The organism is Nostoc sp. CMAA1605, assembly GCF_021596505.1.
Lineage (GTDB): Bacteria > Cyanobacteriota > Cyanobacteriia > Cyanobacteriales > Nostocaceae > Trichormus.
The window spans coordinates 37,476-50,452 of sequence record NZ_PJIZ01000043.1 but is presented as its reverse complement, the minus strand read 5'-3'; the positions used below and the strand labels follow the sequence as shown (position 1 = coordinate 50,452).

The window sequence follows — 12,977 nt, the reverse complement described above, 5'->3', positions numbered from 1 at the left end:
TACTAATTTAGTTACTACTACAATCATCGCCAATTCGCTGAGTTACACTGCGATTACTTTTATTTTATGGTTTAGAACTTTAAGGATATTTACTTCATACTGAACAGGCGTTATTTCTAAGATAGATCAAGTTAATCTCAACCTGCTTATTCAACATTCAAATCATCTCAATTAGTTAACCTTGTGTGCCGTTATCCAGAGGTGTATAGATGAACTCGTTACTCAAAGATATTTTTGGAATATTTGGTATATTTGATGATGTCTATAAACAACTGAAAAAAATTTTAATTCCACCAAAGGCTTATTCTTGGCAAACTCTGATTTATTTAAGTGCTTTTTCAGGCTTGATGTCTTCTTTTGCAGTTAGCCCTATTAGAGATATTATTGCGCTTTGTGGTTGGTTATTCTTAATTGCTGGAACTGCTTGGTATACCACCGATGATCCTCTAAAAGTTCCTGGTACCAATATGCCTGTAGGTGCATTAATTACCGGATTTCTAGTAGCTGTTTTTGCATTTGGTAATCAAAAAGATTTATTAACACCCAGAACAATTGTTATTTGGCCGACGATAGCAGCTTTAATTACAGCGATTCCAGATTTTATTGAGGGTACTGACACTGATTCTAAAGCGCGAATACCCAAACCAGAAGCCCGACAGAAAATTATTATTTTAGTTGCTAGTTGTATGGTGATTAGCTGCTGGTTAAACTTTTATTTTGTTATGGATAAGTGGCTACAAGAATATCCCAGTTTATTAGCAGATGAATTTCAAAATAGTACCTTTGTAATTAAAAGAGGAGAAAGAGAAAGAGTCCCAGAAAATGGGGTGTTAATTTTAAATCAACTACAACCATTAGTAGAATCACGAATTTCTGAAAAACCTTGGTCAGAAGTTGAACGATGGTTATTAGAAGCAAAAGTCAATATAGGGCAGCTAGGAAAAGGAATTGTAGATAAGAATTTATCTCAGTTTGATGAAAAGAATTATGGCGTATTGAACCGCGTGTAACTAATACTAAAGCTGGTGGTTACGTATTAGATTTACTAGCTATTTGGACGGGCCCTAGTGCTGGAGTAAAAGGTTATTTCTTAAAAAATCATGTCGAATTGAACCACTAGCAGCATCAAGAAATCGCAGTTCTAGCAGTTCATCAGAAGACAAAATTGCAGTAGCCGAAATTTCTTGCGATCGCACAATTTCTATCAAACGAGAAACACCCCCACCGCAACAGTAAATATTTATTTGGGAATGGGGCATAGGGCATCGGGCATTGGATACAAATATTAATCTATTCCCCATTCCCCATTCCCCATTCCCCATTCCCCATTCCCTATTCCCCAATCCCCAATGACTAAAACACTAGTAATTGCTAAAAATGTCTTTCAGGAAGTGGTGCGCGATCGCATCCTGTATATTATCGGATTTTATACTCTTGCTTTGGCTATAGCTAGTCGCGCTTTACCAGAATATGCAGCTAATACCGAAGATAAGATGTTTCTAGATTTCGGTATAGCGGCAATGAATGCTATTTGTTTAATTGTTGCTATTTTTATCGGCACAGGTTTAGTGAATAAGGAAATTGAAAAACGCACGATTTTATTATTAATTTCTAAACCTGTCAGTCGTGCTGAATTTATCACTGGTAAATTTTTTGGTTTATCGGCTGTGCTAGCTGTTTTAATTGCTAGTATGACGGTTATCTATTTACTATTTTTACAGTTCGGCAATGTTAAATATGCAGTTGGTAGCATTTTAATGGCAGCCATATTTTTATTATTACAGATAGCTGTAATTACTGCTGTCTCTATTACTTTTGGTGTGTTTACTAGTTCTTTATTGGCTGTTGCTTTAACTTTTGCTGTTTATTTGATGGGAAATATTACACAGAATTTAGTGCAACTGAGTCGGATGAGTCGTAATATTTTCATGGAAGGGATTACCCAGGGTTTATATTTAGTATTGCCTGATTTATCGCGTCTAGATTTAAAGAATGACGCTGTTTATGGTTTGCAAGCAATGCCAAACCCATCAACTTTAATGGGTAATGCAGTATATGGTGTGATTTACATTACCATGTTATTGGCGATCGCTATTTTCCTTTTCTCCCGACGAGAATTTTAAATTTTCCTCTTTCATCTTTTATTTTTTACCTTTTTCCCTTTGCCTTCCTAAGATTCTTCTCCCCAGCTTTGTAATTGTAAATAAACTAATACCAAAGTAAAAGCTAGTAACACAGTAGCGGCTGCGGCTGCATAACCAAAATCAAATTGACCGAAAGCTTCTTGATAAATATAGTAAACTAACAAATTCGTAGTATTTAACGGCCCACCCCCGTAACTACATAAACTTGCTCGAAACTCCGTAAAGTAAAAATAGCAGTGGTGATTGTGGCAAAAATTAAAGTCGGACGCAATCCAGGTAAAGTAATGTGCCAAAATTGTTGCCAACCATTAGCACCGTCTAATTCTGCGGCTTCGTAGCGACTAGGAGGAATGGCTTGTAAACCTGCTAGGAATACCACCATATTAAAACCCAGTTGTTTCCAAACACTTAAGACAATTAATACAGGCCATTGCCCAAAATGTATCTCCCAGCCAAGAAATAGCGGGAATGTTCAATAAACCTAAAAATGCGTTAACGGGGCCGGAAGCTTGAAATAACCAACGAAATCCTAAACCAGCCGCTACTAAAGATGTAATAGAAGGTAAAAAATAAGCACTCCGCAAAAAACCGCGTAGCACTATGGAACGATTTAATAAGACTGCTAAACCAATAGGAATAATCAAACTAGGAATAACTGTAGCAACGGTAAAATAAACTGTGTTGCCAAGAACTTGCCAAAAATCAGGATTGAAAATTAAACGCCAGTAATTTTTTAACCCTACCCAATAAGCACCTGTAGAAGTAAAACTCCCAGCCGTAAAACTCAGGTAACACAAATAAGCTATCGGCCAAATAACAAATAAACCTAATAAAATCAGTGCGGGTGAGAGAAAAGTCCAAGCTGCAAATGAATCATTATCTAACCATGACTTTGCATATTTTTTTTGCATTATAATTATCCTCTTGGCTGTTTAGTTAGAGTGCTGAGTAGGAAGTGCTGAGTGCTGAGTAGTGAGTGATGTTATACCAAATTTGGGATAAGTAGTATTGTTTCGATATTCTGGAACAGTCTAAGAGGGTGTTTAAAAAGTCGAAAAGTATACTAGAAACCCCTCTCCAAACCTCTCCCCGAAACGGAGAGAGGCTTTGAAACCCCCATTCTCTTGTAGGGAAGCTAGGAAGGTTAGGTTTTTAAGATTTTGATGTTAGGAATGATACTTTTCAAACATCCTCTAAGAATCTAGTAGCGTGTCTAGACTAAAATAGTGTATTAAATGTAGGTTGGGTTGATCAAGGCGAAACCCAAAATAGATATCAGTGTTGAGTTTCCTAACGTCAACCCAACCTACGATTTTTTCGTTATTTTGTATTGCAACATTTAAGGCTTGCCACGCCACTAGGCTTTTAATCTAAAATCCAAAATCCAAAATCCAAAATTAGGTATGAGTCAGTTAAACAGTACGGGTTTACCTTCTACTTGATTAATAGTATTTTTAACTCAACACTTGTCGTGTTTACGTAATTTTGAATTGTGAATTTTCTATGACCATCTGTGCTGATTCTACCTTTAGTCTTGTTTCTCCTTGCGTTAATAACCATCAATTTACTGTAATAAATCCTCTCAAACTAGGAATTTTGGCTTCTGGTAGCGGGAGTAATTTTGAAGCAGTGGCACAGGCTATAGAAGACAAGCAACTCAATGCCCAAATACAAGTTCTAATTTACAATAATCCCTCAGCTAAGGTTGCACATAAAGCTGCTAACCGAGGGATTGAAACAGTATTATTAAATCACCGCGAATATAAAATCGTGCCTTATTCGACCAAGAAATTGTCAATACATTGCGGCGTTATGATGTAGATTGGGTAATTTTAGCTGGTTGGATGCGAGTCGTCACATCGACATTTATTGACGCTTTTCCCAATAAAATTATTAATATTCACCCCAGTTTATTACCCAGTTTTAAAGGTATTCATGCTGTAGAACAAGCCTTAGAAGCTGGGGTAAAGATTACTGGTTGTACAGTGCATTTAGTATGTTTAGAAGTCGATAGCGGCGAAATTTTAATTCAAGCGGCTGTACCAATATTACCAGATGATACAGCCGAAACACTCCACGCGAGAATTCAAATCCAAGAACACAGGATTTTACCACAGGCGATCGCTCTAGCTGCACAAAAGTAATTTTTTACTATCCTTGCTGGATTTTCCACAAACAACTAGAAATCCAGTTTGTCACCATGTGAGCCACAATCGGCACTAGTAAGTTACCCGTTAACAGTGCGCTATATCCCAGTATTATCCCAATAATCGTTGCCCAAACAACATAAGGCCATTGTTGATAACCACTCAAGTGTAAAATACCAAAGCAAACACTAGAGCCGATAACCGCCAGGTGATCTAATCCTAAAGCGGGTAACATTACACCCCGAAATAATAGTTCTTCACTTAACCCAGGTAGCAAACCTAACCAAATTAAATCCGGCCAAGCTAAAGGCTTCAGCACCATTTCCAGGTAATAATCAGCACTATAACGGTACTTTGGCCAAACGCGATAAGCTAGACCACTTAACCCAGTAATGAATAAACCTATACCCAGTCCCAAGAGTAAATCTCTAGGATACAAATGCCATTCAAATAGTAAAAAGTTGCCAAAGTATAACCATACCCTGGCTATTGTCCACAACAATAATGCAGTGACTCCCATCGCCACTAGAACTTGGACACGCGATAAATATGGGATTTCTGGTTCTTGTTTTTGTTTTTCTACCACGGGTTTTTGGAGACTGAGGGACTGGAGACTGGGCAGGAAGATAAACTAATGACTAATGACTAATGACTAATGACTATTGACTATTGACTCTTGCCAAAGATCCTATTTGAGAAGTCAAGGAAGTCGGGTTTATCCCTGCTTTGTGTGCTACTAATAAACCTGCTGCTTCTAAATATGAGTTGACTTTTATGGCTTTGATTCCCAGGCTTTGGGGTGGGACTTTGATTTGGGTTTGATTTTCCTCCACTGCGATAATTTGACATGGTTTTTGGCTGAGGCTGAGTAATGCACTGCTACCACAGGCGGTGGCTGGCATAATTATGGCATCTACTTGCTCTGCCCAAATGTCGTCGGGGAGGGATATAGTTAATTCCTTTTTTACTATAAATTGTGGGGCGCGATTTAATCCTACAAGTACACTTGGTAAGAAAGTATAACCCAATTCTTCCGCCGCAGAACGAGGAGATAAATTTGGTTGGGGCGGTTCAGCTGCTAAGGCTGGTGCATGGGCGCAAGGAATTTGAAAGTTTTTGACGATTAAATGGCTAATTACAGCCTCTGCGCCAGCAATGGGATCTACGCCTTTGCCTTGGCGATAGTTTTGTGCAGCCTCTTCATCTATATTATCGGGAAAACGGGCAACAACTGCGATCGCCTCTGCTTTTGCTTGTTTAATTAATGTTTCAGCCCCTCTAAGTAAACTATCGGGGTTGCCAATTGTTCCCCAGCTTACGCCTGATGCTGATGTACGCAATTCTACGTTTAGTGGGGCATCTGTAATTACATAATCAGTCAAGGTTAAACCGAGTGTTGCTTGGGCTGCATCGGCTGCTTGTAGATGTCGCAGCCTTAACTCTGGTTCAATTCCTTGGTCTAAAAGTAAACCTATTTTGTTACTGTGGACAGGACGCAAACCCCAGTTTCCAGTAGCAAATTTATCTAATCCATAGCCTTCGACATAGAAAGCGTTGGGAATATTCCAGTACAAACTTGCACCATTAAGAACATTAGGATGAGTGATCAGGCGATCGCAAACCTGTGCTAATAATCTAGCTACGGGTATAGCATCTCCAGCATAACCACCAATTGCTGCACCAACACCAGTCGGGACAATGAGAATAGCAGTGTAAGGATGATTCATCTCTAGGATTAAATTTTGAGTTCAAGATACTACGTTAAAAGTTGGCTAAGTGTCAAATTAAGCTGAAGGAATTTGGTTAAATTTGTGTAATGTATTTGGGTTTTCACATACAAACTATAAGTTTTTCTTGATATAGTTTTGATTTCTTACAAAAAATTGAATTGTTCAGTAAAAACACATAAATTTACATTTTTCGGTAAAACGGGTATTTATAAGGTTGTATGGGTATTACACAATCCGAAATAATGTCAATACATCTTTGGAGAGATAACCTTATTTCTCCATTTAAAACTAGAAAAACTGCGACAATTCAGTAGTAAAGGGTCAATTTAATGGCATTATCACAAGTAGTCAAAATAGATGTAAATCAAACTGTAGACCAGCTGACTAAACTGATTAAATATGATGCCAAGTATATTATTAAAGTGGCTAATTTTACTCGCTATACACTTAACCGTGTAGGTACCTACAACAACGCAGAAAAATGGCCTTTAGGAAATATTTTTCCCAATGAGTTAGCGATAGGGCAATTCAATTGTTATTCTTTTTCGTTTGCTGTTAATTATCAAATTCAAGAAGGTTCAGGTTTTATCCAATTAGCTGCTTCATGGCCTTTTCCTGGAATCAGCAGGATCAACGTGGGAAATATCGATCAAAGCGGTGATTCCCCAGCAAAAGAAATTTGGCATGACATAGATCATTCCTTAAATAAATCTCTCTTTAATGAAGAAGATAAATCTATTTCTAATGATTCTGTAATAGTTAATGCTTACACTAAAGAAGTAAAAAGTAAAAATATCTGGTTTTACGAAATTAGAGAAAATTAGTTTTTTATTAAATTGAGCAATACTATAGGAATCATATTTGATTTCTGAAAAAACTCGGTATACCTCTGTTACTTCTTTTCCTGTTCCCTATTCTCTGTTCCCTGTTCCCTACCTACGCAAATCGTTTCAATAATCAAGTCGGATTCCTATATGTGTCCTTTTTATTAAAAATCATATTTAACTTTAGAGATAAAACTAAGGTGTGTCAGCATCAGTTCAACACACCTTAAGTTTTATATATACTATTTAATTATTGATTAACGCTGCCTGTAGTTACCACAGCTTCTACAGTCGCTTTTTCTTTTTCTGCGTCTACAGCAGTAATTGCCCATCTTAGGGGTTCACCTTGCTTTTGCAATTCAGCCTCAATCATCTGTTGCAACTCTGTAGGTGTTTCTTGGAGGTCGATTTCTGCGGTAATAAAATGAGTAGTCATCGCCGTTAATCCAATTAGTTTGTAGATTCTAGAATAACCGATCTCAGCCAAAGCTAAAAACTGTTGAAAAATCACTATTTCTAGTCCCCAATACTTCGACAAGCTCAGTACAAGTCCCCAGTCCCCAATCCCTTTATTTACCAAATTGCTTCTGATAGACTACTTCTTCTTTTTCCGTTTCAATTTTCAAGTCAGAACGGGGATAAGCAACACACAACAAGACATAGCCTTGTTTTTGCAGTTCAGGACTAACACCCATACCATCAGTTTGATCTACAGTACCACTGAGAATTTGCCCTGCACAAGTTGTGCAAACACCAGCATGACAAGAACTGGGTAATTCCAACCCTTGCTTATCTGCAACTGATAAGATGGTTTTATCTTCAGGAACTTGGAATGTGTGAGTTTGACCCTGGTGAAGAATCTCAACGTTGTAAGTCGTAGACATATGCTAAAAAATGAGTGCTATAGACAAACTCACTATTATATCTGAATTGCTGAAGATATCCCTCACCATCACCAATAATTTTATAGAACATCAGGGTCAATATTTAATTCGCGTAACTTAGCAGCTAGACGTTCTGCGCGTTGCTTTTCCTGTTCTGCCAACTCCTCTGGTGTCGGCACTAACTCACCTTGTGACGTAAAATAGCGTAATTTACTATCTTGTACACCTAAATATAATTTTAATTGCTGACTCCATAACCACCCTTGGGGATTTGGTTTTAAATGTGATGTGTAAGGATTGAATGTCCAGATTGTATTACTGTAATAATCTTTACTGATTGATTAATGATATGACATACGCATCTAGCACATTTTTTATGTAGGGTGCGTGACGCAGCAACAATATGGGAACGTAGTTTAAGATTTATAGCGTCACGCACCAACCGCCTAGTTGCAAATTATGACTTTACTGTTACTGCCAAATGTAAGCCTAAAGCATCTAACAAAGAATGTAGACTGTAAAACTCAATTTCGCCTTTATCTAATAGCATTTGGTCAAGTTTATTGTAGAGTTCTTTGATTTGTGTAGAAAGCTGATCAACTCCACCGTGCGATTCTATAACATTTTGGAGTGCTTTACTTAACATTCTTGGATCGCCTTCTTCTAAAACCACTTCAATATAAGCTGCTGCTTCTAGTGGATTTTTTAAGTCTTGTATCAGTTTTTCGTGATAGCTTGTACTTCTAGGCATCATCTTTACTCCTGTAGTCTCGCCAATATTCTTTAGCTTAATTTTTACAACATTAAGCCTTACAGCTACAACATTAAGCCTTACAGCTACAGCATTAAGTCTTACAGCTACAACATTAAGTCTTACAGCTACAACATTAAGTCTTACAGCTACAACATTAAGCCTTACAGTTACAGCATTAAGCCTTACAGCTACAACATTAAGCCTTCAGATTTAAACGATCGCTCTTCATTCTGCACTAAACAGGCGATGTATTGAAGCAATTCCGAAAAATTACGGGTATAAATCAAAAAAATAGCAAAATTAAATGTGAATTTTGCTGAACTATAATCTAGCTTAATTGAGACACAATAGCGTTGTAAAGCTTGTAAAAGGGTAATTCTATGGCTAGAAAAAAGCGTAGTTCGCGGATTCTAGAAAAAGCTGAGTTTAGAGTGGCAGGATTAAAAGCTATTGATCCCAATTTGACTTTTGATAATACCTGTAACTTGCAAAACCTGACGCAATTAATTAATCAGTTCCACAATATGCTGGATGATTATAATGCTGCTATAGCAATGATAGACTCGTCTAAAAAAAAGCTAGATGAAATGGAAAAAAGCTTAGGTCAAATTTCAGACAAAATGCTTATGGGCGTTGGCTTTAAGTATGGTAAAAACAGTAATGAATATGAGATTGCAGGCGGAGTGAGAGATAGTGAACGTGTCCGTAAAAGTAGATTGACACGCTTGAAATCTTATACAGATAAAACAGCAGATGAAACTGTCATAACCGCCTAGTATAATAGTTCGCTATCAAGTGGCATATATATGATTGTAGGGGCAGAATATATTCTGCCCCTAGCTGTGTAGGTAATTAAAATATCTTCAGTGGAAATTGATCACGAAAACTATACTTTAAGTATAAAACCAAGATATCTATAAGCGATTACCAGTAAGGCTTTTAGACAAGAAATCGGAAAAACTTTGCTTGCTAAGTTTTGTCTAAAAATAATTCATAATTAGAGTGAGAGCATACAAACAGAGAACACAAAAATGTTAGAAAAATATCGTCAACACGTTGCCGAAAGGGCAGCCCTTGGTATTCCGCCCTTACCGTTAGATGCACAGCAAACATCAGAGTTGTGTGAATTACTGAAAAATCCACCAGCAGGGGAGGAAGATACATTATTACATTTATTGCGCGATCGCGTCCCCCCTGGTGTGGATGCAGCCGCCTATGTAAAAGCCGGTTTCCTTACAGGTATTGCTAAAGGCGAAATCACTAGTCCCTTAATTTCCTCAATTGAAGCAGTGGAATTACTAGGGACGATGGTAGGCGGTTATAATGTGCAGTCTTTAATTGAGTTGTTGCAATTTTCTACCAAACCATCGGAAGGTGATACACCCTTAGTCATGGGAGGAGAAGGTAAAGAACCCATCGCCGCCTATGCCGCCGCCGCCCTCAGTAAAACTTTATTGGTGTATGATGCCTTTCATGATGTTTTAGAATTAGCCAAAATCAACCCCTACGCCAAGCGGGTAGTTGATTCTTGGGCAGAAGCAGAATGGTTTACAGTTCGCCCTAAACTCCCAGAATATATTAACGTTACTGTATTTAAAGTTCCTGGGGAAACTAACACCGATGACTTATCCCCAGCCACCCACGCCACTACCCGTCCAGATATTCCCCTCCACGCCTTGGCGATGTTAGAGTCACGGCAACCAGGAAGCTTAGAAACTATTGCTGAGTTGAAGACAATTGGACATCCCGTGGCTTATGTTGGGGATGTGGTTGGGACTGGTTCATCACGGAAATCGGCTATTAACTCTGTGTTATGGCACATGGGAGACGATATCCCCTATGTTCCCAACAAACGCGCTGGGGGTTATATTTTAGGTGGTGCGATCGCTCCTATCTTTTTCAACACAGCAGAAGATGCCGGTGCTTTACCCATACAATGCGATGTCACCAAACTCGAAACCGGCATGGTAATTACCATTTATCCCTACAGAGGTGAAATTACCAACGAAGACGGCGAAGTTATTTCCACCTTCAACCTCAAACCTGACACCATCCTCGATGAAGTCCGCGCCGGTGGACGCATCCCCCTACTAATTGGACGTACCCTCACCGACAAAACCCGCCAAGCATTAGGCTTAGAACCCAGCACCCTGTTCATCCGTCCCCAACAACCAGAAGACACAGGTAAAGGCTACACCCTCGCCCAAAAAATGGTCGGTAAAGCTTGCGGTTTACCAGGTGTGCGCCCCGGTACATCCTGCGAACCCATCATGACCACTGTTGGTTCTCAAGATACCACAGGCCCCATGACCCGCGACGAACTCAAAGAACTTGCTTGTCTCGGCTTTAGTGCAGACTTAGTCATGCAGAGTTTCTGTCACACCGCCGCCTATCCCAAACCCGTAGACATCAAAACCCACCACGAACTCCCCGATTTTATCTCCTCCCGTGGCGGTGTCGCCCTACGTCCCGGCGATGGTATCATTCATTCATGGCTCAACCGGATGCTGTTACCTGATACCGTCGGTACAGGTGGCGACTCCCACACCCGCTTCCCCTTGGGAATATCTTTCCCCGCCGGTTCTGGGTTAGTCGCCTTTGCAGGTGCGTTAGGTGTCATGCCTTTGGATATGCCAGAATCAGTATTAGTCAGATTCAAAGGAGAATTGCAACCAGGAATTACCTTAAGAGATATTGTTAACGCCATTCCTTACGTTGCCATTCAAAAAGGTTTGCTAACCGTCGAGAAAGAGAACAAGAAAAACATCTTTTCCGGCAAAATTTTAGAAATGGAAGGCTTACCAGATTTAAAAGTCGAACAAGCCTTTGAATTAACAGACGCTTCCGCCGAACGTTCTTGTGCAGGCTGCACCATTAAATTGAGCGAAGAAACCGTTGCTGAATATCTGCGTTCTAACATTGCCCTGTTAAAGAACATGGTAGCCAGAGGCTATCAAGATGCGCGTACAATTATGCGCCGCGTCGCCCAAATGGAAGCATGGTTGGCGAATCCTGTATTACTAGAAGGCGACGCAGATGCAGAATATGCCGCAGTAATTGAAATTGATTTGAACGAAATTACAGAACCAATTGTTGCCGCTCCAAACGACCCCGATAATGTTAAATTATTATCGGAAGTTGCTAATGATCCAGTACAAGAAGTATTTGTCGGTTCATGTATGACAAATATCGGTCATTATCGCGCAACTGCGAAAGTTTTAGAAGGTGCAGGTGCAGTCAAAACTCGCCTGTGGATAGCACCACCCACCCGCATGGATGAACACCAATTAAAAGAAGAAGGTGTGTATGGTGTATTTGGTGCAGCCGGCGCGAGAACAGAAATGCCTGGATGCAGTTTATGTATGGGAAATCAGGCGCGAGTTGCTGATGGCACAACTGTATTTTCTACCTCTACCCGCAACTTCAACAACCGCATGGGTAAAGGCGCACGAGTGTATTTAGGTTCTGCTGAGTTAGCCGCCGTTTGCGCGTTATTAGGTCGCATTCCCACAGTACAGGAATATCTTGATATTGTGGCGAATAAGATTCATCCTTTTGCTGATAATTTGTATCGGTATTTGAACTTTGATCAAATCGCCGGTTTTGAGGATGAAGGGCGGGTGATTTCTAAAGAGGAGGAAGCTTTGTTAGTATAGTTTAACTAGGGTGAGTCTTCATGGCTCACCTTGAAGTTGAACCAGCACTTATAACTATTGAATAAATAGATTCAATAATGTCAGCCAAAGATATCTATCATACAGCCGTAAAAAATGCTTTTATTAAAGATGGTTGGACAATTACCGCAGATCCTTATCCGCTTGAATATGAAGACATTGAACTTTATCCAGATTTAGCTATAGAAAAGCTAATTTCAGAGACCAGAACACAACGTAAGATTATTATTGAAATTAAAAGCTTTATCAGTCCTTCATTAATTCAAGATTTTGAAAAGGCTTTAGGACAATATATTGTATATCGCAATTTAATTCAATTATCTCAAGATGAATATCAAGAAATTTACCTAGCAATCAAAGATGGAATTTATGAAACTTTCTTTCAACGGAAATCGATTAAAGCGATAGTTAAATTAAATCAGCTTTCCTTGGTTGTCATTAATATGGAAAGGGAGGAAATTGTAGAATGGATAAATTAGTGAATTATCGAGAGATTATCAAAAAAAACATTAACAGATTATGATGACTTTGCTAATCGCTCATCTAAGAAAAAATATGAAACCTGTTTAATTTTCGACGAAAATCATGATCATTATTTATGGATGTCTATAGACTGGGTTAATCAAAAAAGAATCAATAATACTCATGTCCATATTCGCATTAAAAATGAAAAGATTTACATTGAGGAAGATTGGACAGAGGAAGGAATAGCAACGGAGTTAATGCGCTTAGGTGTTCCGGCTAGTGATATTGTCTTGGCGTTTCAGCCACCAGAGGTGAGACAGTATACTGATTTTGCGATCGCTTAAAATTTGCCATA

10 protein-coding genes and 5 pseudogenes are annotated in these 12,977 nt (G+C 38.9%); 8 read left to right on the top strand and 7 right to left on the bottom strand.

The window, feature by feature from the left end; genetic code table 11:
- The first annotated feature begins 209 nt into the window (after window positions 1-209).
- Together fraD and CV014_RS15955 are read left to right on the top strand one after the other, a co-directional pair.
- Window positions 210-1,236, top strand: a pseudogene (gene fraD, locus CV014_RS15960) (septal junction protein FraD).
- Window positions 1,237-1,349: 113 nt separating this feature from the next.
- Window positions 1,350-2,123, top strand: coding sequence for an ABC transporter permease (locus CV014_RS15955; protein ID WP_236142925.1), 774 nt, complete (start codon window positions 1,350-1,352; stop codon window positions 2,121-2,123).
- A 47-nt stretch (window positions 2,124-2,170) separates the two neighbouring features.
- Here the strand turns inward: CV014_RS15955 and CV014_RS15950 are convergent.
- Window positions 2,171-3,055, bottom strand: a pseudogene (locus CV014_RS15950) (carbohydrate ABC transporter permease).
- Window positions 3,056-3,647: 592 nt separating this feature from the next.
- Between CV014_RS15950 and purN the strand changes: the two are divergent.
- Window positions 3,648-4,288 (top strand): annotated as a pseudogene (gene purN, locus CV014_RS15945) (phosphoribosylglycinamide formyltransferase).
- 7 nt (window positions 4,289-4,295) lie between these two features.
- Here the strand turns inward: purN and CV014_RS15940 are convergent.
- The gene (locus CV014_RS15940; RefSeq protein ID WP_103139664.1) at window positions 4,296-4,877 is read right to left on the bottom strand and encodes a CPBP family intramembrane glutamic endopeptidase; all 582 of its coding nucleotides are present in this window, start codon (window positions 4,875-4,877) and stop codon (window positions 4,296-4,298) included.
- A gap of 73 nt (window positions 4,878-4,950) precedes the next feature.
- Entirely contained in the window at window positions 4,951-6,018 is a 1,068-nt protein-coding gene (locus CV014_RS15935; RefSeq protein ID WP_236142924.1) for a DUF3326 domain-containing protein, read from the bottom strand.
- A gap of 332 nt (window positions 6,019-6,350) precedes the next feature.
- Here CV014_RS15935 and CV014_RS15930 point away from each other — a divergent pair, with 332 nt between their 5' ends.
- Window positions 6,351-6,845: a hypothetical protein gene (locus CV014_RS15930; protein ID WP_236142923.1), complete on the top strand. Its 495-nt coding sequence runs from the start codon at window positions 6,351-6,353 to the stop codon at window positions 6,843-6,845.
- A 250-nt stretch (window positions 6,846-7,095) separates the two neighbouring features.
- Here CV014_RS15930 and CV014_RS15925 read toward each other — a convergent pair whose 3' ends face one another.
- From CV014_RS15925 to CV014_RS15910, 4 genes and pseudogenes are all read right to left on the bottom strand, one after another.
- Window positions 7,096-7,281, bottom strand: coding sequence for a hypothetical protein (locus tag CV014_RS15925; protein ID WP_236142930.1), 186 nt, complete (start codon window positions 7,279-7,281; stop codon window positions 7,096-7,098).
- Window positions 7,282-7,414: 133 nt separating this feature from the next.
- A complete protein-coding gene (locus CV014_RS15920) occupies window positions 7,415-7,729 on the bottom strand; it encodes a 2Fe-2S iron-sulfur cluster-binding protein (protein WP_236142922.1) in 315 nt (104 codons plus the stop codon).
- 80 nt (window positions 7,730-7,809) lie between these two features.
- Window positions 7,810-8,010 (bottom strand): annotated as a pseudogene (locus CV014_RS15915) (Uma2 family endonuclease); the annotation flags it as partial.
- Between the two features lie 176 nt (window positions 8,011-8,186).
- A complete protein-coding gene (locus tag CV014_RS15910; protein ID WP_236142929.1) occupies window positions 8,187-8,480 on the bottom strand; it encodes a helix-turn-helix domain-containing transcriptional regulator in 294 nt (97 codons plus the stop codon).
- A gap of 383 nt (window positions 8,481-8,863) precedes the next feature.
- Between CV014_RS15910 and CV014_RS15905 the strand changes: the two genes are divergently transcribed.
- The 4 genes and pseudogenes from CV014_RS15905 to CV014_RS15890 all read left to right on the top strand — a co-directional run bounded on the left by CV014_RS15905 (window position 8,864) and on the right by CV014_RS15890 (window position 12,966).
- On the top strand, window positions 8,864-9,259 hold the full coding sequence (locus CV014_RS15905; protein ID WP_236142921.1) for a hypothetical protein: 396 nt from the start codon (window positions 8,864-8,866) through the stop codon (window positions 9,257-9,259).
- 255 nt (window positions 9,260-9,514) lie between these two features.
- The gene (gene acnB, locus CV014_RS15900) at window positions 9,515-12,139 is read left to right on the top strand and encodes a bifunctional aconitate hydratase 2/2-methylisocitrate dehydratase (RefSeq protein WP_236142920.1); all 2,625 of its coding nucleotides are present in this window, start codon (window positions 9,515-9,517) and stop codon (window positions 12,137-12,139) included.
- A 77-nt stretch (window positions 12,140-12,216) separates the two neighbouring features.
- A complete protein-coding gene (locus tag CV014_RS15895; protein WP_236142919.1) occupies window positions 12,217-12,636 on the top strand; it encodes a XisH family protein in 420 nt (139 codons plus the stop codon).
- Window positions 12,624-12,966, top strand: a pseudogene (locus CV014_RS15890) (XisI protein). Before CV014_RS15895 ends, CV014_RS15890 begins: the two are co-directional and overlap by 13 nt.
- Window positions 12,967-12,977 lie beyond the last annotated feature (11 nt).